The organism is Serratia sp. 25CWL12, from assembly GCF_055790885.1.
In genome coordinates this window covers 575,595-597,709 of sequence record NZ_CM147698.1, presented here as the reverse complement: position 1 = coordinate 597,709, position 22,115 = coordinate 575,595, and the positions used below count along the sequence as shown (strand labels likewise).

The following is a 22,115-nucleotide window of genomic DNA, read 5'->3' as shown; positions in this document are numbered from 1 at the left end:
TGAAAGGGGATGCTATAACAACTCGAATTATTTAGAGTATATTGACTATCCCTAATTAAAAACCACTGACTTATATAACCATATGAATTTACAGCACCATTTCCTGATCGCCATGCCTGCCATGGAAGATCCGCGCTTTAAGCATGCAGTGATATACGTTTGCGAACATAACGATGAAGGAGCCATGGGGTTGGTTATCAATAAACCGATGGAGCATTTCACCGTTGAAACGGTGTTGGAAAAACTTAACATCCAGCCTTCACCGCGCGACCCATCAATTAAGCTGAAGAAGCCAGTATTCTCTGGCGGGCCATTGGCCGATGATCGCGGTTTTATTCTGCATACGCCACATCAAGGCTTTGATTCCAGCATCCTGATCTCGCCTACGACCATGATCACCACCTCGAAAGATGTACTGGAAACGCTCGGTACCCCGAACCAACCGGCAGAGGTACTGGTTGCACTCGGCTATGCTGGCTGGGACAAGGGCCAGTTAGAGCAAGAAGTGCTGGCTAATGCCTGGCTAACCACCGAGGCCGATAACGAGATCCTGTTCCATACGCCAATCGCTAACCGCTGGCGCGAAGCTGCAAACCGCTTAGGGATTGATATTCGTAGCATTGCCAACCAAGCAGGACATGCCTGATGACCAACCGTACTATTATTGCCTTTGATTTCGGTACTAAAAGCATCGGTGCGGCTATCGGCCAGGAAATCACCGGCACCGCACGGGCATTACCTGCCTTCAAGGCACAGGATGGCGTACCGGAATGGCAAAAAGTTGAACGTCTATTGCAAGAGTGGCAACCCGATTTAGTGGTAGTCGGTTTGCCGCTGAATATGGATGGCACTGAGCAACCGTTAACTGAACGTGCCCGTAAATTTGCCAATCGCCTGCATGGTCGCTTTGGTGTGCAGGTAATTCTGCATGATGAACGTTTAAGTACCGTTGAAGCACGTTCGCACCTGTTTGACCGTGGTGGTTTCCGGGCGCTCGACAAAGGTAGTGTGGATTCAGCCTCTGCGGTGGTTATTCTGGAAAGCTGGTTTGAGCAGCATCCTTAGGCCCTCCCCCGCTGAGTATCCCCGCTTGAATACGCTGCTGTAGCCCTTGTTCAAAGGTTTGCATACCCGCTTGCCCCCCGCTATGTAACACACTGGCCAACTGATGGGTTTTCCCCTCACGGATCATGCTGCTAACCGCCGCCGTGGCGGTAAGAATTTCGTAAATAGCCACTCGCCCTCCACCAGGCCGGCTCAACAGCTTTTGGGCAATCACCGCTTGCAGGCTGTTAGCTAACTGCGCGCGTACATAGGGCTTCTCCTCGGCGGGGAATACATCCACCAGCCGCTCTACCGCTTGTGCTGCACTACGCGTATGCAGGGTCGCCAGTACCAGATGGCCGGTTTCTGCCGCCGTTAATGCCAGCCGAATAGTGGTAGTGTCACGCAGCTCCCCCAGCAGGATCACATCAGGGTCTTCACGTAATGCGGCACGCAATGCAGCGTCGAAACTGTGAGTATCACGCCCCAGTTCCCGTTGCTGAATTAAGCAACAGCGGCTGTGATGAACAAACTCGATAGGATCTTCCAAAGTGAGAATATGGCGGTGCTGATGCTGATTAATAAAATCGATCATGGCCGCCAAGGTGGTGGATTTGCCGCTGCCTGTGGCGCCAGTCACCAATATCAGACCATCAGAGCGCTGTAACAAAGCGGGGATAATCTCAGGGGTGGCCAATTCCGCCAGGTTTGGGCAATGGCTGGCTATCCTGCGTAACGCGACGGAAAGCCCGCTGTTTTGTAAAAAGAAATTAGCCCGTAACCGCACGCCATCCGCCAGGGTCAATGCCAAGTCAAGCTGCCCAACCTTCTGCAATTGCTGCCACAGACTTGGCGTTAATAACGGCTTACACCCGGCCTCCATCTGCTGCGGCGAGATAATTTCTTCCCCCGCGACCGCCTGCAACTCACCATCAATACGTAACATGGGTAGATGACCGCTACAAAGGTGCAGATCTGAAGCATTATGCTTTACACTAAGAGCCACAAATTTATCGATATCCATATCAATCTCCTGGGTTAACTATGAGTACTATCCAACAGAACCTGCAAGATGTCAGGGGGCGTATTGCTACCGCAGCGCTAAGTTGCGCGCGCTCGCCAGAAGAGGTGGTATTGCTTGCAGTCAGCAAAACCAAACCTGTGGAAGCGATCGCAGAAGCCATCGCGGCGGGTCAGCGCGCATTCGGTGAGAATTACGTGCAGGAAGGTGTGGAGAAGATCCAGTATTTTGCTCAGCAACCCAACGGAATTGGCTTGGAATGGCACTTTATCGGCCCGTTGCAATCCAATAAAAGCAGACTGGTTGCCGAGCACTTTAACTGGTTCCATACCCTTGATCGCCTGCGAATCGCCGAACGACTCAGCGATCAACGCCCTGCGGGTATGCCAGCGCTTAATGTACTGATCCAGATAAATATCAGTGACGAACAGAGTAAATCAGGCATTCTCTTGACTGAACTGGCCCCCTTGGCTGAAGCTATCGCTGCGCTACCCAATATCACTTTGCGTGGATTGATGGCGATCCCGGCACCGGAAAGCGATTATCAGCGCCAATTAGCAGTATTTGGCCAGATGAACAGCGCCTATCAGGCGCTTAAACAGCGTTATCCGCAAGTGGACACGCTGTCGATGGGGATGACTGACGATATGTCCGCCGCCATCGCCGCGGGCAGTACCCTGGTACGTATCGGTACCGCTATTTTTGGCGCTCGGGCCTAACAAATCCATACAACCAATGAGGAAGTCCATGCAACACCGTAAAATAACCTTTATTGGTGCCGGCAATATGGCACGTGCGATTATCGCTGGTCTGGTTGCCAGTGGTTATCCGGCTTCCGCCATCAGCGTTTGCGCACCATCACCGGGCAAGCGTGATGCGCTGGCCGCCGAGTATGGCGTGATCAGCAGTGCCGACAATATCGCCTGCGCACAAGCCGCCGATGTGGTGGTGCTGGCGGTAAAACCACAAATGATGGCGCAAGTCTGTCAACCGTTACAACAGCAGGTTAATTTCTCTGGCAAACTGGTGTTATCCATTGCAGCGGGTATCCTGGTCAGCCGATTCTATCAAATGCTCGGCACCGCCTTGAATATTGTGCGTATTATGCCCAATACACCCGCACTGGTGGGGGAAGGCATCAGTGGGCTGTATGCACCGGCTCAGGTAAGCCAACAGGACCGCGATTACACCAGCAGCCTGATGAGTTCAGTGGGTAAAATCTGTTGGGTCGATGACGAAAACGATATCAATGGCGTAATAGCCGCTGCGGGGAGTGCCCCGGCCTACTTCTTCCTGTTTATGGATGCGATGCAGCAAGAGGCTGAACGTATGGGCTTCAGCAGCCAAGCGGCCCGTAACCTGGTGCAACAGGCCGCCGTGGGGGCAGCCGCATTGGCTAGCGCCCACCCGGAAATATCTTTAGCAACCCTACGAGATCAAGTAACCTCTAAAGGTGGCACCACCGCCGAAGCATTGCGGGTATTCAATGAGCACCATCTGCCAGAGACCGTCGCTAAAGCAATGCAGGCCGCCGTTTCCCGTGCGCAGGAAATGGAAAAATCATTTTAACTGTACCTGAAGGTATTCAGGTTGCTAGGCAACTTGAACTCTCAAGGGCATCACCAAGAGTTAAGAAAAAGGGTAACCTACATGCTAACGCTGACTTTCCTGGTCAAAACTGTTATCGATATTTATGTGATGGTGCTGTTGCTGCGCATCTGGATGCAACTGACACGCACCGACTTTTATAACCCCTTCTCACAGTTCGTGGTGAAGGTCACCCAGCCAATTATCGGGCCATTACGCCGTATTCTTCCTTCTATGGGGCCGGTAGACAGCGCATCTTTATTGCTGGCCTTCCTGCTGATGACCATCAAGTACCCGCTGTTGTTGCTGATCCAAAGTGGCGGCATGTCACTCAGTCTGTATAACTTGCTGTTTGGCCTGATCGCCTTGATCAAATCTGCCGGGCACCTGATTTTCTGGGTGGTGATCATTCGCTCATTAATGAGCTGGGTCAGCCAAGGGCGCAGCCCGGTTGATTATGTTATGCATCAGCTTACCGAACCGCTGATGGCCCCGATCCGTCGGTTGATTCCAGCAATGGGTGGGATTGATTTTTCTGCGATGGTGGTGATCCTGATCCTCTATCTTCTCAACTCTCTGGGCGCGGACGTGTTTGGTCAGATCTGGGTCCTACTGTGAGTGCAGTCACTCCAATGCCCGGCGCGCTGACTATCAGGCTTTATATCCAGCCTAAAGCCAGCCGTGACCAGATTATTGGCCTGCATGGCGACGAGATAAAAGTCGCCATTACCGCACCTCCGGTAGACGGTCAGGCCAATGCCCACTTGGTCAAGTTTATCGCCAAGCAGTTCCGGGTGGCGAAGAGCAATGTGGTGATAGAAAAAGGCGAATTGGGGCGACACAAGCAGCTACGCATTGTTAACCCACAGCAGATCCCTGCTGTGATTGCAGCACTATATCCGGCCGAATTTTGACCCGGCCGCTTGATTGACGACGGGTATCATCAAATCATTTCCAAGGTAATCACTATGCAAAAAGTCGTTCTTGCCACTGGCAACCCGGGCAAAGTACGTGAACTGGCCGATCTGCTAGCCGATTTTGGTCTGGACGTGGTAGCACAAACCGAGCTTGGCGTGGACTCCGCTGAAGAAACTGGCCTGACATTTATTGAAAATGCCATCTTGAAAGCTCGTCATGCGGCACAGATTACTGGCCTGCCGACCATTGCTGACGATTCCGGTCTGGCGGTAGATGCTCTGGGGGGGCTCCGGGGATTTATTCTGCCCGCTATGCTGGTTTGGAAGCCAGCGATCAGCAGAATCTGGACAAATTACTGGTCACGCTGCAAGACGTACCGCCAGGCAAACGTGGTGCCCAATTCCACTGCGTACTGGTCTATATGCGCCATGCAGAAGATCCAACCCCATTAGTGTTCCATGGTTGCTGGGCTGGGGAGATCGCTTTTCAATCCTCCGGGGCGGGCGGTTTTGGTTACGACCCAATCTTCTACATACCAGAATTGGGCAGCACTGCAGCGGAATTAACCCGGGATGAAAAAAGCGCCGTTTCGCACCGTGGTAAAGCATTAAAGCTGATGCTGGAAGCCATGCGTAATGCCAGTTAAAACTATACAACTGCCAGTTAAAACCATGCAACTGCCGGTCAAAACCATGCAACTGCCACCACTGAGCCTCTATATTCACATCCCCTGGTGTGTACAGAAGTGCCCATACTGCGATTTCAATTCCCATGCGTTAAAGGGCGAAGTACCGCACCAGGAGTATGTTGACCATTTGTTGGCTGACCTGGAGGCTGATTTGCCACTCACCAGTGGCCGTGAAATCAGTAGCCTGTTTATCGGTGGCGGAACCCCGAGCCTGCTAAGCGCAGAAGCCATGCAAGCCCTGCTGGACGGTGTGCGAGCACGGGTTAAAGTTGCGGATAATGCCGAAATCACCATGGAGGCTAACCCAGGCACGGTGGAGGTTGACCGTTTCAGTGGCTATCTGCGCGCTGGCGTGAACCGCATCTCCATCGGCGTACAGAGCTTTAGCAGCGAAAAACTAACCCGCCTGGGCCGCATACATGGCCCAGATGAGGCTAAACGCGCCGCCCTCCTGGCAGCAGGGCTTGGGTTACGCAGTTTTAACCTTGACCTGATGCATGGCTTGCCGGACCAATCACTGGCAGAAGCCCTGGACGACCTACGCCAAGCCATTGCGCTGGATCCCCCCATTTGTCGTGGTATCAGCTGACTATTGAGCCCAATACCCTGTTCAGCTCACGCCCACCCAAACTACCCGATGATGACGCACTCTGGGATATCTTCGAGCAGGGGCATCAGTTATTGAGTGATGCGGGTTATCAGCAATATGAGACTTCCGCCTATGCCAAGCCGGGTTATCAGTGCCAACATAACCTCAACTACTGGCGGTTTGGTGATTATCTTGGTATTGGTTGCGGTGCGCACGGCAAGTTGAGTTTTGATGATGGGCGCATACTGCGTACCAGCAAAACCAAACACCCACGTGGCTATATGCAAGGGAAGTATCGCGATAAGTCGCACCAGGTTGCAGCCGATGATCGGCCGTTTGAATTCTTTATGAACCGTTTCCGTTTGTTGGAAGCGGCACCTCGTGCAGAGTTTACCCGCTATACCGGGCTGGATGAAAGCGTGATCCGCGCACCACTGGAAATGGCACTGGCCAACGGTTATCTACTGGAGTCTGAGCAATACTGGCAGGTGACAGAAAAAGGCAAACTGTTCCTTAATTCACTGCTGGAACTCTTTTTAGCCGACCAATAGTATACCCAAGTTCAATCAAGTTGCAGGTAGGCGGCAACTGAACGAATCCCGATGAGCTTACTAGAGTAAGTGATTCGGGTGAGCGAAGGCAGCCAACACCGCTGCAGTTTGATTGGCGACGGGTATAGATGGGGCAACCTCTGCCCCATATCTATCAAACCTTACTTCAGCGCTTTAATCAGGCCTTTACGCTGGTTTTCTAATGCACTCACCCGGTTGCAAACGTCGCGGCCAAAGTTCTGGAACCCCTGCTCCTGGCTGCTCCATTCATTTTTAATGGCTTGTTGCAAGCCACCCAAATTGCCCATGAGCGCCTGCAGTGGGTTGCCTGCAGCATTAGCCACCTGCTTGATCCCCATTTCATTCAGGCTATCTTGCAATACACCGCCCAAACTCTGCTGCACAATATTGCGTGAATCCTGTTCAACCTGATTGATCGCCTTGTGGTGAAATGCCAAACCATCACTGCGACGCTCAATAACACGATTCATCTGCTGCTTAAGCTGGGTATTCAGTGTGGTCAGGCGATTACGCACATTACTGCTGCTACCCAACTGTTTGACAATCACGTTATCCAGCGCCACCCGGGCTTTTTCCAGGTGCTGCTGTGCCCCTTGTTCGATCAAGGGTAAATCTTTGCGCAATGCCTGCTGATAACTAAACGCCTTTTGACGCTGGTTATCATTCAGGCTCATCACCTTACCGTTGTGCGTGACATCACCATCAGGAGAAATATTAAGGTCCCCACTTGCTCCCACCACTTGCACCTGATGTGGCGTGATAATGACATCATCTTGCGGCCTGACATTGCACTGGTACTGCGCAGAAACCGGCAACGCAGACAGCAACAGTAAAGCTACTGCGGTTTTCTTTAACATGGTTTTCATTAACCTGATTTTCTTTAAAAGAGCTTCCTGTGATACCCGTTACCCGTTCTGCGGTCTATCTGGCAAGGTTAGTCCCACCAAATGTCAAACAACGCGCTAACCCTTACCTCATTCAACTGGCGTGCTTCCAACCAGTTTTTGATCAGGTCGCGCTGGGCATCGGTACAATGGCCAATCTGCTGCAAACAGACCAAGCCTTCCCACTGTAGGTAGCCGCTGCCATCAAACGCTAACCCGTTAGGTTCGATAACCTCATCAATAAACGCATCCAATGTGCTGTCGATATCTTCGACAGCAGTACCTTCAGCAAAACACCAGGCAACGGAAAAGCCCAATTCCTGAAACTCGTCAATATGCATTTTTTTACGTAAGCGACGACTGCGGTTCTTAGCCATTATTTAACCCTCTCAAACATCAAATCCCAAACGCCATGTCCTAGGCGCTGGCCTCGTAATTCAAATTTTGTCAGCGGACGTGATTCTGGCCGAGGCACATAATCCTGAGTGACAGACAGATTACGGTACCCGGCGGTGTTATTCATCACTTCCAGCATATGCTCTGCATAAGGTTGCCAGTCGGTGGCCATATGAAATACCCCACCGATTTTTAATTTACCTAACACCAGTTCAACAAACGGCGGCTGTACAATGCGACGTTTGTTATGCCGTGCTTTGTGCCACGGATCGGGAAAAAACAACTGCACCATATCCAGTGAAGCGTCTTGAATCATATTTTGCAAGACTTCTACCGCATCATGGCACATTACCCGCAAATTACTCAATTGCGCTTCATGGGCATCCGCCAGACAGGCCCCGACACCCGGGGAGTGAACTTCAATCCCCAGGAAATTCTGCTGCGGGTTTTGGGTCGCCATCGTGACCAGAGACGCCCCCATGCCAAAGCCGATCTCCAGTACCGTCGGGGCTTCTCGGCCAAATAGCGCCGCCATATCGACAGGTTCAACTTGATATTCTAACCCCATGACCGGCCAATAGTTATCCAGCGCGTACTGCTGGCCTTTGGTCAAACGCCCTTGGCGGCGGACAAAACTGCGAATACGGCGCATCGCGCGGCCGTTTTCATCAAATTCCGGAGAGATGACGTCATTAATCATAGTGCTTTCTATCTGTTGAACTGCCAATTAGGGAAACGCGCATTATGCAAAGATACCTTGGTTTAGCAAGCATTCATCACGCTACTTGCCTGAAAGTTCCGGTTTACAGCACCTTGACTCTATGCTGCAATCGCCCATCAATAAGATCATTAACCGCCGGATAACGCCCCCATTTATGATGCAAGCGCAACAGTTTTCGCACCTGGTGCTTGAGTGGTACCAACGCTATGGTCGCAAGACGCTGCCATGGCAACTCGATAAAACACCTTATCAAGTATGGCTCTCTGAGGTGATGTTGCAACAAACTCAGGTTGCCACAGTGATCCCCTATTTTCAGCGATTTATGGCACGCTTTCCAAACTTGCGCGCCCTTGCTGAAGCACCATTGGATGAAGTGCTGCATCTCTGGACCGGTTTAGGTTACTACGCACGCGGCAGAAACCTGCATAAAGCGGCTCAAACTATTGTGGCACAACACGGCGGCGAGTTCCCCACAACCCTGGAAGAAATTGTCGCTCTGCCTGGTATTGGCCGTTCAACCGCCGGGGCGATCCTCTCTTTATCGATGGGCAAGCACTACCCCATACTTGACGGCAACGTCAAACGGGTACTGGCACGTTGTTACGCAGTCGATGGCTGGCCAGGTAAGAAAGACGTGGAGAACCGCCTCTGGCAACTGAGTGAAGAACTGACGCCCGCAGACGGTGTTGGTCAATACAACCAGGCAATGATGGACCTGGGGGCGATGATTTGCACCCGCAGTAAACCCAAATGTGATCTTTGCCCCCTCAATCTAGGTTGTAGTGCCAACGGCAACAGCAGTTGGGCCAACTATCCGGGCAAAAAACCGAAACAGACGCTGCCAGAAAAAACCAGCTACTTCCTGCTGTTGCAACAAAGCGATAAAGTCTGGCTGGAACAGCGACCAGGCACAGGTTTATGGGGCGGGTTATTCTGCTTTCCACAGTTCAGCACCCAAGAAGAGCTGGCGTATTGGTTACAACAGCGCGGCCTGAGCACTAACCACCTACAGCAGTTGACGGCATTTCGCCACACTTTCAGCCACTTTCATCTGGACATTGTGCCCATGTGGCTAAACATCGATAAAGTCGCTGGTGCCATGGATGAGAATGCTGGTCTCTGGTATAACTTAGCGCAGCCGCCATCGGTCGGGCTGGCAACGCCTGTTGAAAGGCTGTTGCAGCAGTTGGCGAAACAGTCCCTGCCCTAAGCCGGTATCACTATTTCGGTATAACTATTAATGAGGAATTAGCATGAGCAGAACCATTTTTTGTACTTTCCTGCAACGTGACGCCGACGGGCAGGATTTCCAGCTCTATCCTGGTGATATTGGCAAGCGCATCTATAACGAAATCTCCAAAGAGGCCTGGGCAGAATGGATGAAAAAGCAAACCATGCTGATCAATGAAAAGAAACTCAATATGATGAACATTGATGACCGCAAACTGCTGGAACAAGAGATGATCAACTATCTTTTCGAAGGGCAGGATGTGCATATTGAAGGTTACACACCACCCAGTCAGTAAATTTACGCAGCTAGCGTTATGTACCTAAGTTCATTCCAGTTGCAGGACAACCGCAGGGTGTTTTAAACAACGCTTACGCTGGCTCCGCAGGAGCCAGGCCCTGATGGACCAAGTCACGCAGCAAGTATTGTATACGGCTTTGACATGAAGAAAATTTTAACGTTACTCGTGATAGCACCTTTGCTGATCTCTTGTTCCAGCAACAAAGATGAAGCAGTTAACGAAGCCTATATCAAAGACACCAACGCCTTTGACATTCTGATGGGGCAATTTGCCCACAACATCGAGAATATCTGGGGAATGAACGAAGTTCTGATCGCTGGCCCGAAAGATTACGTCAAATATACTGACCAGTATCAAACCCGAAGCCATATTAACTTTGTTTCAGGCACCATCACTGTCGAGACCATTGCCACTACCGATCCCGCCGCTCATCTACGTCAGGCGATTATCACCACCTTGCTGATTGGGGATGACCCCGGCTCTATTGATCTTTATTCTGATGCCAATGACATCCAGATCAGTAAAGAGCCGTTCCTCTATGGGCAGGTGCTGGATAATGAAGGCCAGAGTATCCGCTGGGAATGGCGCGCTGCTAAGTTTGCCGACTACCTGCTGCAACATAAATTACAACGCCGCACCTCTGGCCTGCATGTGATCTACTCGGTCAACATTCAGTTGGTGCCTAACCACCTGGATAAACGTGCGCATAAATACCTGCCCATGGTGCGCAAAGCTTCACAAAAATACGGTGTCGATGAATCGCTGATCCTGGCAATTATGCAGACTGAATCCAGCTTCAACCCCTATGCAGTAAGCGGTTCAGATGCACTCGGGCTGATGCAGGTCATGCAACATACTGCCGGTAAAGATGTTTTCCTGATGAAGGGGAAATCGGGCATTCCAAGCCGCAGCTATCTGTTTGATCCAGAAAATAACATTGATGCCGGCACCGCCTATCTGGCGATTTTGCAGAACAACTATCTGGGTGGTATTCAAAACCCGACTTCACGCCGTTACGCGGTGATCACCGCATACAATGGTGGCGCAGGCAGCGTGCTTCGGGTATTCCACAGTGACAAAGCGCGTGCCGCGAGCATTATCAACAGCATGCCCCCGGGCGATGTTTTCCAGACCCTCACCACCAAGCACCCGGCCAGTGAATCACGCCGTTACCTGGTGAAGGTCAACAACGCCCAGAAAAAATATCGGTGAAAATAACTCATCACCCTGTCATGACCTGATGAAAAATGACTATTTTGACTGAAAAGAGAACAAGTAAATCTGTTTGTAGCAGAAACTGATTGACGCCACATCAGCAATACGGTTTAATGCGGCCCGTTGCCCGGATAGCTCAGTCGGTAGAGCAGGGGATTGAAAATCCCCGTGTCCTTGGTTCGATTCCGAGTCCGGGCACCACTTATTCAGAAGCGCTTGTCATTCTTTCAGGATGAAAAAATGATGGGTTCGAAAACGAGTCAAAGCACACGATAACCCAAGTAAAATGGCTGATTGATTTTATTCAGTGCTACCATTACCCGGTTATTGTAAAAGGCTCTTGAAAAACCGCCTGCTCCAACAGGCGGTTTTTTCATATACAATTTTTACAGACTTCGTCTTGGAATGTCAAATTATGTCAAGGGGATACCGTTAACCATCGTATCGTTCAACTATCGCTTGAACTCCTGTTCCATAATCTCCCGCAAACTTTCCACGTCCTCATCAATGTACTCCAGCGTAGAACGCAAACTAGAATGGCCTAGCAAACGCTTCACGGCATGAATATTGCGATCCGGAGACTTCATCAGATTGGTGGCCACTGTATGCCGAAAACGGTGGGGGCTGACGACAAACCGACACTCCTTCGATAACCGCCGAAAAAAGGCTCGAATGGGATAGATGCCCATGTCGGTCATTTCACCCTGTTGTTTTGCCCTGCGCCCCACATCAAAACGGTTCACATTGAACAATTGTTCTTCCGGTTCGGCACCCGCTTCCAGTGAGCGGGTCACCAGTATCTCCAAACGAGGAAAAAGTTCGGTAATGATGGGAATACGCAGTTCACGGTGATTCTTCGCTCCGGCGATAATCAAATCAAGCCAACGATCTTCAAGATTGACGTCACAGATACGTATGTGGCGAAGTTGGTTCTGACGTATCGCGGTGTAACTGAGGGTATCAAGCACCGTCAGCCAGAACCAGGCAGGCTGGCAGGCATGGACCCGCCAGTTCACCGCCAAACTCATGGCCTGCAACCGCTCCTGCTCCTCATACTGCGCCATCAGCCGATAGACGGCCTCCGTCTGTGCCTCTGTCAGGATTTTCTTCTTTTTCCTTCCTGCCCGCACCACTGCTTTGTTAAAAGGATTATCCTTATGCTGTAGTAATCCGTTCTTCATTCCGAAATTGAACAGCGCCCTCATATGCGTCACCTTATTATTCCAGGTTGTCGCTTGTAATTGCTGCTCTTTCAAAACATGCCTGCGCCATTCGAGCACCACTCTGTTATCAACCTCATTCGGATTTTTAGTGGTAAACCTTAAAAAAGTCCTCACCACCTTTCGATAACTCCACTCGGTGTCATTACGGACCGCATGACTGAAAAAATAATGGTCTAATAGCGCATCAAATGTTACTAACTGTTCACAAGTCACCAGATGTTCTCCAGGATTGCTCCATAAAGTAATCAAAGAACTACCTGCCGGAAATGCGAAAACATTTCAGCAATATTCATTTGCCAGATTGGTACTGGCCACCTGTTTCGAATATAAACTGCATCAAGCAGTTGCAAAACCTGACCGTTTCCTTCTGGTATGTGCATAGCGTGGTTATCCTGATAGTTAACAGGTGTTCCACTCTAGGAAGAAAAATAACGGCTACTATGAAAAACTCTATATGTATTTTAAAAATTTATTTCATAAAAGACGCTCCATTGTTACCGGAGCGCCACATGAGTTCAGCAAGAAAAATCTAATTTAAATAATAACATAAAGCATAATTTAATTACTTATTCCCTTAGTATTATTATTATTCCATCTTCCCCCGGTATTAGTTATCACGCATCATTTACATCACAGAACCTACATCAAATAGGTATCATTTGCAACATTTTAACAACTAATGCGATATTAAATCATATTTATGATACTTTTGAGAAATAAATTATCATTAAAAGACATGGAAAGGGATTGTTTTTATTGATAAAAAAAACTTTACGGTTAGAATCACTACTGATACGAAACGATATAGTTCTGAGAGGGTGTGACTAATGATGAACTGTGATCTAGATCAAAAAATTGACAATTCTCTGGGAGAAATGATATCCAGAGTTCTAACAATGAAGGGAGTACCAAAGCAAAAGCACATTGGCTATACTGGTCGAGTTTTGGATATCACTACAGCCGCCGCTCATAAAAAATTGAGTGGAGCATCAAAATGGGAAGTGTCCCAGTTAATTAAGGTCATTAAATCTATCGATATGGAAATGAGTGACTTTTTTGACATGTATAACCATTCAGTAACTGAAATTCATGAAGCAACATGGAACAATGGCAAAATTGATTTAACATGTAAAATTTATCTATCTGACGAAGACATCAATAAAACCACAGAATATTCAGCTCTAAAAATTAACGATGGATGGTTTGTTATTAGAACCGATGAAATTAAAGACGATTTTCTTTTTGAGTCAAAAAGAAACATTAAATATCTACATGTTTACCCAAAAACTTTAGAGACTGTAAAACATAGAATAGCTATTCTTGATGACGACAAAATCATTGTCGACAGTCTAAAAGATATTATAAGTAGAGATTGTTATAGCGTAGATACATTTTATAGAATTGAAGACTTGGAGAATAGCTTAAATAACTCCCCATATGATGCATATATTTTAGATTGGGTTATTGGTGACAAAACCGTTTTCAATACGATTAAGAAAATCAGGCAGTCGCAAAAGAAAAACTCAATGATACTGGTACTCACAGGGCAACTAGAAGGGATCGTAGATCAAGAAGTTTCATATGCCATTCACGACTACGACATCACTGGTCCTTACGAAAAACCAATTCGGGCAAATTTAATTAAATCTAATCTAGATAAATACTTTTCTAAATAGACATATATGAATAAATTATTGTTAGAATATAATGGCAGCCTGTTATTAGAAGGGAAATTTATTGTTTCACCTTACGGTGTTAGCAAGGTAGTGACTGACGGAAATTTAATGCCACTAGAAAAAGATATAATTCATAACAATTCAAAAAAGAAAATAAAAGTAAATTACAAAAATATAAAAAAACTTATCATTATAAATGGTATGGGAGTCACACTCGGCGATTCTGTCATCGGAATAAATGCATTATCTACAGTAAAAAGAATAAACAAGAATATCAATATTGAAGTCATAAGACCAGAGAAATGCCCTAGCTATGTTAATGACGTTTACACATTGTCAAGCAATGTCATTGACACTTTATCATACATGCCTTTTCATATAGAAAAAATCCCCTACTCCCAAGATGGTATAATTATAGACATGGGGAATCAATTGTATTGGGAAGAATTTTCTAAAAGAGAAATGCATGATTTCTTTCTATACAATCTTGGAATTGAACCAAACGATATTGAAGACTGTGAAAAATCAAACCATTGGCTTAAAGATATAAAACTACCTGAGTTTGCATTAAATGATTACGTTTTATTTTGCCCTAATGCAAGCACTAAAATTAGAAGTATCCCATCACGTTTTCATCAAAAAATAGTAGATGAACTCAGTAAGAAGTATCAAAGTAAAGTAATTGGATTTACTGACATTGAACATGATAACTACACAAATATAAGTGAGTTTTCAAGAAAAACAGAAGACTTCATTTCTATAATAAAGAACTCAAAATATTTATACACATGCGACTCATCAGCTCTTCATATTGGTGCAGGATTTGAAATACCAACAACATGTATATTCACTACTGTAAGACCTGAATTTCGTAGTTTGTATTATAAAAATTGCGAGTCATACTATATTGGTACAGTTGAAACCGACGGAATACATAGTAATGAGAATGCCAATCTCATTAATTTAATTGATTCCAAATTTGAGGCTTTTTATGCTTAATATTATAAAATATTATTCTTTGTTATTTATGTTATTCATCGTTCCACTCTCTTCTATGGCTAAAGTTGGAGATATTATAATAGAAGGTAAGATAAAAATAAAAAATAGTGATGGTTTTTTTATTTTATCAAAGGAGATTTTTGATGAAATGGATAAATCAACAATAAAAACAACAACATCTTGGACACCAAAAGATTATCGTGCAACATTTGAAGGTGTCGCGCTTAAAGATATATTACATAAAGTAGGTGCATATGGAACTACTCTTAGAGTCAGCGCGTTAAATGATTACTGGGTAGATATTCCGATTTCTGACGTTGAGGCCTATGGTGTTATTATAGCGAATAAAATGGATGGTAAGACGCTCACAACAAGAGATTTTGGTCCTTACTTTAGCATTTATCCAATTGATGATATTTCAGGTCTAAACAAACCAATATATTTATCGCGGTTTGTTTGGCAAATAAACAAGATATTGGTGATGTAAATGAAAAAAAACTTCCTTCTTTTACTTTCAGGAATATCAATTGCGTTAACTTTTTCTATTTCCGCCATCATAAAATATAACTCAATGCTTTCGGATAAATCCTTGTATGCTATAACTGGCACACAAGAAAACTACTCATGGGCGATTGCTAAATTTTCAATTCAACTATCTGAGTTTTATTCACTAGTTAAGGTTTCAGAAGTTAATTATTTAACCGGTTCTAATGATAAAGACATGGATGAGATAAAAGAAAAACTAGATATATTATATTCAAGAGTGCAATCAATAAGAAATAAAAGTGAGTCTACGATACCGTTATATAGACAAGAAGGATATAAAGAAACCATTGACGCCATATATGATAAACTTAATGTTGTTGATTCATATATCAACACAGACAATACAGATATAAAAAAAGCTGTTGAAATCGTCAATGAAATGAAACCTTACTCTACGTTATTAAACAACTTGGCTGACCATGCCGAAGTCAAGCAAAGAACAATGGCATTAGAAGATTTCAAAGAAAAAAGAAAGCAACTTTTTATTCTACTTACTATAACTGCCATTTTAATTTCATCGTTATGTTTCATAACCTCCTTTTATCTTTTTAAATTAAACCGACTGTTAGATTCAGAGAGAAAAGCATTTAACAATAAAAATGCATTCTTAGGGGTTATTGGCCACGAATTAAGAACATCATTACAAGCAATAATATCTTCTGTAGATGTTGTAATTAGTAACAATGATTATAACAAGCAACATTTTTATCGCTTAGAGAATGCGGCGACAAAAATGGAGCGACAAATGAAGGATTTAGCCGAATTTGCGAAAATTGACAACGGAAACGTTGAAATTAACACGTCCTTATTTAATCTTAAGCGCCTAATAAACACATCCATTAGCGACTCTGTCGTTCTACTACCTAAACCCTCAGTTATAGTTACGGCGAAGGACATACCTGATATTTTCATTATTAGTGATTCAGCTCGACTGATGCAAATAATGGAAAATCTCATCACCAATGCTATTAAATACACAGAGATAGGCAATGTCTTTATAACAGCATCAATCGAAAATAATAACACGCTAATTATTATCGTGGAGGACAGTGGGCAAGGAATACCTAAAGACAAAATAGCATCGATATTCTCTCCATTTGTAAGAATAAACAATAGTAAAGAGATCCCTGGTTTTGGTATGGGCCTTGCTATCGTTAACGGGGTTATAAAAGCAATGCGGGGAAGTATTTTTGTTAAAAGTGACATCGGGAAAGGAAGTATTTTTACTGTGAAAATTCCTATAGAAATATCCCCCTTCGTTCATGAGCATCAAGTGGATGAACAGGATCATTCATTCAACTCAAAGTATGAAAATATCAGAATTCTTCTCGTCGATGATAATGAAATGTCTTGTACTTCGATAGCATCATTATTGGATAGTGCAGGTTATAAGGCTGAGTACACAACTTCACCCAAGCGTGCTTTGGAGAAACTATTGAGGAAATCATATGACCTGGTATTGAGTGATCTTCAAATGCCGATAATGACCGGTGATGAACTTTACAAAAAAACTCGTACTATGGATGGTCCAAATAAAAATACACCATTTATTTTCATCAGCGCCTATTCGGCTGAAAGCCCTATATCATCTGTGCCCATGCTGACTAAACCGGTCAGAATGAGAGACATCAATAAGCAAATCTATTTAGTTATGGAAGATAAATAAAGTGCAATTTTTGCACTTTATTTAAAATTACCTATACAGGCTTCATCGTCAAAGAGTTACCAGACGGGGGCGGAATGGCACCATAAATTTTTGCTGCGGGGATGAGATAGCCGTTGAACGATTTACCGGTTTTGTTTTCCTGACAGCGGTATACGTTCGTTCCATCCGACTGGCGTTTATGGAGTTTCAGTTTCTCAAATTGTTTTTGTACAACGCGCCAATCGTGCGATTGTTCCGACAATGTTGATTTCCTTTCAGCAATAAACTGATAAAAAATTGTCGGTGACCTCATAAACACATAGCCCGCAATGATATGGACAGGGGACTTCGCTTCATTTACCGCAATGGATTGTTCTAAAAGACACTTCTTCAACCATTGATAGAAAACCTCCCCTACACTAGCCTGGCTTGGGTGCAAAGATTCTGCTGTCGATGCTACCGCCGTCGCTTGCGTTAATGTTTCTCCCTGATTCTCGATCAAACTAGTCGACTCCGAAAAACCCATAACGGCTAATAAGTCCCCCGTAACATCCTCTACAACGGGTTCTGCAGGATCAACGTTGAGAACGTTCTGGGTGACAGCACTGTCCAGTGAGGTAGCAAGGGCAACAGGTGCGTTACCTTCACCAGAAGGTACGGAAAGAATAGTTGCGGGGTTATTGGCCACAATGGTAGTCAACGGCAATGTTGCCTCCAGAACAACGGGGAGTGTCGTTGCTAAAGCAGGATCTGCCACAGTAGGTGCAGTTTTTCCTATCGATGTGCGGATCGCTTCCGAGACAATGGCATTAACGATCCCTGATTCGTTACGAAACCCCGTTAAATACAGCGACAACGTTCTTAGCACCTCTGGCCAAACACTCAACCACTGAAGCGCCTTGTCAGGAATGATTTTCCAGGCCAACATTGCACCAAAGCTCTGAACCTGAAGCACATCAGTCACCGGTGCAAAGCGAAAACGATAGGGCTCACCAGGTATGACATTAATTGGCATCCAGCGCTGCCCGCTTTCCAGTTCGACCTCAACATGACACACCCCCTCAAGTACCTGCAGCATCGCGGCATAGACAATCACCGCATTCCAGGCAGCCCCCTGTGATGCCTGTTCTTCCGGTGGGGCTCCCACCGGGAGCAAATAGTTTTTTGATAGGCGGGCGGCATAGGCCACTGTTTCCAATAGGTGATCCACCATGCCGCCGAGGTAGGCATGATGGCCGTTCTCGGTGGCCGGAAACTTCTGCATCAGGCTGACGCAACGCTCAAGCGGCTGCAGGTAATACTGTTGGTACAGGTCTTTTGGTAGCGAGGAGTAGTCCCATAGGATTTGCAGCCATTGCTGGCGTTTAGCCTCTGATAGCATGCTGCTTGCTGATAGCGGCAACGAATACCCCGAAGGGACAGAGAGTGTAGAATCAACAGGTGAAGAAACGACGGGACGAAAAAAAGACCTCAGTTTCAGACGTAGCATAGCGGGAGCCCTGATCAGGTGAGCAATCCCGCTACCTTATCTGTCTTGATCCAGAGTGCAACCGACAACTCTTTATCAGAAAAAAGTATTTTTTAGCCCCCCTTCCTGACTAACTTCCCAAGATATTGCGCGCCAACTCAACAAGATGCTTTTATATAAATTTCAATATATTGCATATGATTTCTCTTCATATTACAAACACGCAGGCCAGCCATAGACTCTAGACTGGTCTTAATGTGAACTACACCGTCCAGCTATTCGACACCACTTCTGCTTGTTTGAGGATCAGTTCCACCGCCCCGGCGGTTTTATCCGGTGGATACTTATACTTGCGCAGCGTCTGGCGTACCAGTATCCGCAACCTTGCCCGCACGCTCTCACGCACCTGCCAATCAACGGTAGTGGATTTACGCAGTTGTTGCGTCACTTCTATCGCCAGCTTTTTCAGCACCTCATCGCCCAGTTCACGCACCGCGCTTTCGTTTTCTGCCAACGCGTCATAGAAGGCGATTTCATCCGGGTTCAGCCCCAGCGCATCATCCCGCGCCATCGCTGCCTGGAACTCTTTTGCCATCTGGATTAATTCTTCGATCACCTGCGCGGTTTCTATTGCCCGGCTGTTATAGCGGTTGAGCACCGCCTGTAGACGATCGGAATACTTTTTCGTCTGCACTACGTTGTTCTGGGTACGGGCATGGATACCGTCGTTAAGCAGTTTTTGCAGCAGTTCCACCGCCAGGTTACGGTAGGGCATATCACGTACTTCCTGCAAAAACTCGTCAGACAACAGGCCGATATTCGGCTTATCCAAACCGGCCATCGCAAACACATCGTCCACACCATTGGCCACAACAGCATTATCCAGAATGCGGCTCAGTACCGAGTTCTTTTCTGCTTCGCTGAGTTTTTTATCGGGGGTACCAAACTTGGTGATTGCCACTTTTACCGCACACAGAAAAGCGATCTCTCTCTTCAGCGGCTCGGCTTCATCCAGCGTACTGCACAGCGACCAGGCTTTGGTCATCGCCAGAACAGTATCAGAGAAACGTTTTTTGCCCTCATCCAGGCTGAGAATATGGTTTGCCGCCCCAATCAACAGTGGTGTTGGGTTAGTTTCAAAGCCAGCATAGTCAAAGCCCGGCGAAGTGGCGGTTTTGGCAAACATACCATGAATGATATCCAGCTTTTCCAGTAGTAGCGCGAAGGCTTCATGCGTATTGATGGTGGTTTGCCCTTTGCCTTTCGAATCGGTATAGGTTTTGAGCGCCTGCTTGAGCTCATTGGCAATGCCGATGTAATCCACCACCAGGCCACCGGGTTTATCTTTAAACACCCGGTTCACGCGGGCAATAGCCTGCATCAGGTTATGACCACGCATCGGTTTGTCGATATACATGGTGTGGCAGCAAGGGGCATCGAAACCGGTCAGCCACATATCGCGCACAATCACGATCTTCAGTGGATCATTCACATCCTTAAAACGCGCTTCCAAACGTTTTTTGGTCTGCTTATTGTAGATATGCGGTTGCAAATGGGCTTTATCAGAGGCGGAACCGGTCATAATGATTTTGATCTCACCTTTCTCAACGTCATCGCTATGCCATTCTGGGCGCAGATCCACCAGCGCTTTGTAAAGCCGCACGCAGATATCCCGGCTCATGGCTACCACCATCGCTTTACCGCTAATGGTGGCATTACGTGCCTCGAAGTGCTTGATTAAGTCCTCGGCCACCTGCTGTAAGCGCGGTGTTGAACCCACCAGTTTTTCCAGTCGGCTCCACTCCCCTTTGGTTTTCTCCTGCTGCTCAGTCTCTTCGTCCTCAACCAGTTCATCCACCTGGTCGGAAAGGGCTTCCAGTTCCTCATGGTTGAGATCGAGCCTGGCGAGGCGGGATTCGTAGAAGATCGGCACCGTTGCGCCATCGTCCACCGCATCCTGAATATCGTAAATCGAGACGTAATCGCCAAATACCGCACGGGTGTCTTTATCGTCAGCAGAAACCGGGGTGCCAGTAAAACCCATAAAGCAGGCGTTCGGCAACGCATCGCGCATATGCTTGGCATAACCGTATTTGTATTCGCCGGTTTCCCGGTCCAGCGTAGCATTGAGCCCATATTGGCTGCGGTGTGCTTCGTCGGAAATCACCACGATATTGCCGCGCAGGTTAAGCGCCGGGTGTGCTTTCTCGCCCTTTTCCGGGGTAAACTTCTGCACCGTGGTAAAGATAATGCCGCCAGACTCACGGGCATTGAGTAGTTCACGCAGCTTTTCACGATCATCCGCCTGCTCTGGCAACTGCTTAAGCAGATCCTGCGCCTGGCAGAAGGTGGTAAACAGTTGGCCATCCAGATCGTTGCGATCGGTGACCACCACAATGGTCGGGTTATCCATTTCCGCCTGCTGCAACAATTTACCGGCATAGCAACACATCGAGATGCTTTTGCCGGAGCCCTGGGTATGCCACACCACCCCGGCTTTTTTGCTGCCAGGCTGAATATTGCTGCGCAGTGCCAGATGCTTGCCGGTAGCGGCCACGATGGTGGCGCGTACCGCTTCACGCACCGCGTGGAACTGATGATAAGCGGCAATTTTTTTAATCAGATGCTTGCCGTCACGTTCAAACAGAATGAAGTAACGCAGGTAATCAAGCAGCAATTCGCGGTTGAAGAAACCTTTCACCAGGGTTTCCAGTTGCCATTCCAGCAACGGTTTGTCGTTCTCGTGGCTTAGGGTTTTCCAGGGCATAAAGCGTTCTTGATCGGCGGTGAGGGAGCCAATACGGGCATGGTAACCATCACTCACCACCAGCGCTTCATTACAGATAAACAGATCGCCGAGTTCGTTTTTATAGGTTTGCAGTTGGTTGAATGCTGCCCAGATATCGGCGTTAACCTCCGTCGGACTTTTAAGTTCTATTACCGCTATCGGTAGGCCGTTGATAAAGCAGATAACATCTGGGCGGCGTGGCTGTTTAGCGCCGGTGATGGTCATTTGGTTAACCACCATAAAGCGGTTATTGGCCGGATGTGCAAAGTCGATTAAGAAGGCGTGATCGTGGATAACGTCATCGCCTTTCTTATATTCCACCGGCACACCTTCCAGCAGCAGATGATGGAAGGCTTGATTACTGACCACCAGATCGGGGCTTTGTGCGTGAGTGACCTTGGCGATAACCTGTTCGAAAACGTCGGCAGGCAAGTGTCGGTTAATCGTGCGTAGACTGTCTGTCAGTATCCTACGCAGGAAAACATCATGATAAGAACCGCGCTGCGGATCGCTGCCGTCTGGCGCAATATCCGGGCCGTGATGAACCTCCCAGCCGGTTTCGGCAAACCAGGTTAGGCATTGTTGTTCCAACTGCTCTTCGGTCAT

General features: G+C 47.1%; 20 protein-coding genes, 1 tRNA gene and 2 pseudogenes. 16 read left to right on the top strand and 7 right to left on the bottom strand.

Features of this window, described 5'->3' with window-relative positions; genetic code table 11:
• Positions 1 to 82: 82 nt before the first annotated feature.
• Together ACX9GV_RS02735 and ruvX are read left to right on the top strand one after the other, a co-directional pair.
• Positions 83 to 646 (top strand): YqgE/AlgH family protein, encoded by a 564-nt coding sequence (locus ACX9GV_RS02735; protein WP_473196972.1) that lies wholly within the window; start codon positions 83 to 85, stop codon positions 644 to 646.
• A complete protein-coding gene (ruvX, locus tag ACX9GV_RS02730; protein ID WP_023489066.1) occupies positions 646 to 1,065 on the top strand; it encodes a Holliday junction resolvase RuvX in 420 nt (139 codons plus the stop codon). The genes ACX9GV_RS02735 and ruvX overlap by 1 nt, the downstream gene beginning before the upstream one ends.
• Here ruvX and ACX9GV_RS02725 read toward each other — a convergent pair.
• A complete protein-coding gene (locus ACX9GV_RS02725; RefSeq protein ID WP_473196971.1) occupies positions 1,031 to 2,068 on the bottom strand; it encodes a type IV pilus twitching motility protein PilT in 1,038 nt (345 codons plus the stop codon). The two genes, ruvX and ACX9GV_RS02725, sit on opposite strands and share 35 nt — an antisense overlap.
• A gap of 20 nt (positions 2,069 to 2,088) precedes the next feature.
• On the opposite strand from ACX9GV_RS02725, the gene ACX9GV_RS02720 reads away from it, so the two are divergent.
• The 6 genes and pseudogenes from ACX9GV_RS02720 to hemW all read left to right on the top strand — a co-directional run bounded on the left by ACX9GV_RS02720 (position 2,089) and on the right by hemW (position 6,398).
• Positions 2,089 to 2,784, top strand: a complete 696-nt coding sequence (locus ACX9GV_RS02720; RefSeq protein WP_473196970.1) for a YggS family pyridoxal phosphate-dependent enzyme — start codon at positions 2,089 to 2,091, stop codon at positions 2,782 to 2,784.
• A 28-nt stretch (positions 2,785 to 2,812) separates the two neighbouring features.
• Positions 2,813 to 3,634 (top strand): pyrroline-5-carboxylate reductase, encoded by an 822-nt coding sequence (gene proC, locus ACX9GV_RS02715; protein ID WP_473196969.1) that lies wholly within the window; start codon positions 2,813 to 2,815, stop codon positions 3,632 to 3,634.
• A gap of 81 nt (positions 3,635 to 3,715) precedes the next feature.
• Entirely contained in the window at positions 3,716 to 4,270 is a 555-nt protein-coding gene (locus tag ACX9GV_RS02710; protein ID WP_023489070.1) for a YggT family protein, read from the top strand.
• The gene (gene yggU, locus ACX9GV_RS02705; protein ID WP_473196968.1) at positions 4,267 to 4,566 is read left to right on the top strand and encodes a DUF167 family protein YggU; all 300 of its coding nucleotides are present in this window, start codon (positions 4,267 to 4,269) and stop codon (positions 4,564 to 4,566) included. Before ACX9GV_RS02710 ends, yggU begins: the two co-directional genes overlap by 4 nt.
• A gap of 54 nt (positions 4,567 to 4,620) precedes the next feature.
• Positions 4,621 to 5,216, top strand: a pseudogene (gene rdgB / locus ACX9GV_RS02700) (RdgB/HAM1 family non-canonical purine NTP pyrophosphatase).
• 46 nt (positions 5,217 to 5,262) lie between these two features.
• Positions 5,263 to 6,398, top strand: a pseudogene (gene hemW, locus ACX9GV_RS02695) (radical SAM family heme chaperone HemW).
• A 161-nt stretch (positions 6,399 to 6,559) separates the two neighbouring features.
• Here hemW and ACX9GV_RS02690 read toward each other — a convergent pair.
• The 3 genes from ACX9GV_RS02690 to trmB all read right to left on the bottom strand — a co-directional run bounded on the left by ACX9GV_RS02690 (position 6,560) and on the right by trmB (position 8,399).
• Positions 6,560 to 7,276, bottom strand: coding sequence for a YggN family protein (locus ACX9GV_RS02690; RefSeq protein WP_023489074.1), 717 nt, complete (start codon positions 7,274 to 7,276; stop codon positions 6,560 to 6,562).
• Positions 7,277 to 7,353: 77 nt separating this feature from the next.
• On the bottom strand, positions 7,354 to 7,680 hold the full coding sequence (locus ACX9GV_RS02685; protein ID WP_023489075.1) for a YggL family protein: 327 nt from the start codon (positions 7,678 to 7,680) through the stop codon (positions 7,354 to 7,356).
• Positions 7,680 to 8,399: a tRNA (guanosine(46)-N7)-methyltransferase TrmB gene (trmB, locus tag ACX9GV_RS02680; RefSeq protein ID WP_473196967.1), complete on the bottom strand. Its 720-nt coding sequence runs from the start codon at positions 8,397 to 8,399 to the stop codon at positions 7,680 to 7,682. The genes ACX9GV_RS02685 and trmB overlap by 1 nt, the downstream gene beginning before the upstream one ends.
• Positions 8,400 to 8,574: 175 nt before the next feature.
• On the opposite strand from trmB, the gene mutY reads away from it, so the two are divergent.
• From mutY to ACX9GV_RS02660, 4 genes are all read left to right on the top strand, one after another.
• Positions 8,575 to 9,630 (top strand): A/G-specific adenine glycosylase, encoded by a 1,056-nt coding sequence (gene mutY / locus ACX9GV_RS02675; RefSeq protein ID WP_473196966.1) that lies wholly within the window; start codon positions 8,575 to 8,577, stop codon positions 9,628 to 9,630.
• Positions 9,631 to 9,673: 43 nt separating this feature from the next.
• Entirely contained in the window at positions 9,674 to 9,946 is a 273-nt protein-coding gene (locus tag ACX9GV_RS02670; protein WP_473196965.1) for an oxidative damage protection protein, read from the top strand.
• A 144-nt stretch (positions 9,947 to 10,090) separates the two neighbouring features.
• On the top strand, positions 10,091 to 11,161 hold the full coding sequence (gene mltC, locus ACX9GV_RS02665; RefSeq protein WP_023489079.1) for a membrane-bound lytic murein transglycosylase MltC: 1,071 nt from the start codon (positions 10,091 to 10,093) through the stop codon (positions 11,159 to 11,161).
• 128 nt (positions 11,162 to 11,289) lie between these two features.
• A tRNA-Phe gene (locus tag ACX9GV_RS02660) sits at positions 11,290 to 11,365 on the top strand.
• Positions 11,366 to 11,616: 251 nt separating this feature from the next.
• Here ACX9GV_RS02660 and ACX9GV_RS02655 read toward each other — a convergent pair.
• A complete protein-coding gene (locus ACX9GV_RS02655) occupies positions 11,617 to 12,600 on the bottom strand; it encodes a tyrosine-type recombinase/integrase (RefSeq protein WP_473196964.1) in 984 nt (327 codons plus the stop codon).
• Positions 12,601 to 13,214: 614 nt separating this feature from the next.
• Between ACX9GV_RS02655 and ACX9GV_RS02650 the strand changes: the two genes are divergently transcribed.
• The 4 genes from ACX9GV_RS02650 to ACX9GV_RS02635 are packed head-to-tail and all read left to right on the top strand — an operon-like array spanning position 13,215 to position 17,274.
• A complete protein-coding gene (locus tag ACX9GV_RS02650; RefSeq protein ID WP_473196963.1) occupies positions 13,215 to 14,063 on the top strand; it encodes a helix-turn-helix domain-containing protein in 849 nt (282 codons plus the stop codon).
• Positions 14,064 to 14,069: 6 nt separating this feature from the next.
• Positions 14,070 to 15,062 carry a glycosyltransferase family 9 protein gene (locus ACX9GV_RS02645; protein WP_473196962.1) on the top strand — a complete coding sequence of 331 codons (993 nt, stop codon included), beginning with the start codon at positions 14,070 to 14,072 and terminating at the stop codon, positions 15,060 to 15,062.
• Positions 15,055 to 15,549: a putative pterin-binding protein gene (locus ACX9GV_RS02640; protein ID WP_473196961.1), complete on the top strand. Its 495-nt coding sequence runs from the start codon at positions 15,055 to 15,057 to the stop codon at positions 15,547 to 15,549. Before ACX9GV_RS02645 ends, ACX9GV_RS02640 begins: the two co-directional genes overlap by 8 nt.
• Positions 15,550 to 17,274 carry a hybrid sensor histidine kinase/response regulator gene (locus ACX9GV_RS02635; RefSeq protein ID WP_473196960.1) on the top strand — a complete coding sequence of 575 codons (1,725 nt, stop codon included), beginning with the start codon at positions 15,550 to 15,552 and terminating at the stop codon, positions 17,272 to 17,274.
• 31 nt (positions 17,275 to 17,305) lie between these two features.
• Here the strand turns inward: ACX9GV_RS02635 and ACX9GV_RS02630 are convergent, their stop codons facing one another.
• Entirely contained in the window at positions 17,306 to 18,742 is a 1,437-nt protein-coding gene (locus ACX9GV_RS02630) for a TraI domain-containing protein (protein ID WP_473196959.1), read from the bottom strand.
• Positions 18,743 to 18,983: 241 nt separating this feature from the next.
• A complete protein-coding gene (locus tag ACX9GV_RS02625; RefSeq protein ID WP_473196958.1) occupies positions 18,984 to 22,115 on the bottom strand; it encodes a type I restriction endonuclease subunit R in 3,132 nt (1,043 codons plus the stop codon).

Coding starts and splice junctions, on each gene's coding strand:
- ACX9GV_RS02725 (WP_473196971.1), bottom strand. CDS start 2,068: ATGGATATCGATAAATTTGTGGCTCTTAGTGTAAAGCATAATGCTTCA.
- ACX9GV_RS02630 (WP_473196959.1), bottom strand. CDS start 18,742: ATGCTACGTCTGAAACTGAGGTCTTTTTTTCGTCCCGTCGTTTCTTCA.
- ACX9GV_RS02635 (WP_473196960.1), top strand. CDS start 15,550: ATGAAAAAAAACTTCCTTCTTTTACTTTCAGGAATATCAATTGCGTTA.
- ACX9GV_RS02685 (WP_023489075.1), bottom strand. CDS start 7,680: ATGGCTAAGAACCGCAGTCGTCGCTTACGTAAAAAAATGCATATTGAC.
- mltC (WP_023489079.1), top strand. CDS start 10,091: ATGAAGAAAATTTTAACGTTACTCGTGATAGCACCTTTGCTGATCTCT.
- ruvX (WP_023489066.1), top strand. CDS start 646: ATGACCAACCGTACTATTATTGCCTTTGATTTCGGTACTAAAAGCATC.
- trmB (WP_473196967.1), bottom strand. CDS start 8,399: ATGATTAATGACGTCATCTCTCCGGAATTTGATGAAAACGGCCGCGCG.
- ACX9GV_RS02640 (WP_473196961.1), top strand. CDS start 15,055: ATGCTTAATATTATAAAATATTATTCTTTGTTATTTATGTTATTCATC.
- ACX9GV_RS02690 (WP_023489074.1), bottom strand. CDS start 7,276: ATGTTAAAGAAAACCGCAGTAGCTTTACTGTTGCTGTCTGCGTTGCCG.
- ACX9GV_RS02625 (WP_473196958.1), bottom strand. CDS start 22,115: ATGACCGAAGAGCAGTTGGAACAACAATGCCTAACCTGGTTTGCCGAA.
- ACX9GV_RS02645 (WP_473196962.1), top strand. CDS start 14,070: ATGAATAAATTATTGTTAGAATATAATGGCAGCCTGTTATTAGAAGGG.
- ACX9GV_RS02710 (WP_023489070.1), top strand. CDS start 3,716: ATGCTAACGCTGACTTTCCTGGTCAAAACTGTTATCGATATTTATGTG.
- ACX9GV_RS02670 (WP_473196965.1), top strand. CDS start 9,674: ATGAGCAGAACCATTTTTTGTACTTTCCTGCAACGTGACGCCGACGGG.
- ACX9GV_RS02650 (WP_473196963.1), top strand. CDS start 13,215: ATGATGAACTGTGATCTAGATCAAAAAATTGACAATTCTCTGGGAGAA.
- mutY (WP_473196966.1), top strand. CDS start 8,575: ATGATGCAAGCGCAACAGTTTTCGCACCTGGTGCTTGAGTGGTACCAA.
- ACX9GV_RS02720 (WP_473196970.1), top strand. CDS start 2,089: ATGAGTACTATCCAACAGAACCTGCAAGATGTCAGGGGGCGTATTGCT.
- proC (WP_473196969.1), top strand. CDS start 2,813: ATGCAACACCGTAAAATAACCTTTATTGGTGCCGGCAATATGGCACGT.
- ACX9GV_RS02735 (WP_473196972.1), top strand. CDS start 83: ATGAATTTACAGCACCATTTCCTGATCGCCATGCCTGCCATGGAAGAT.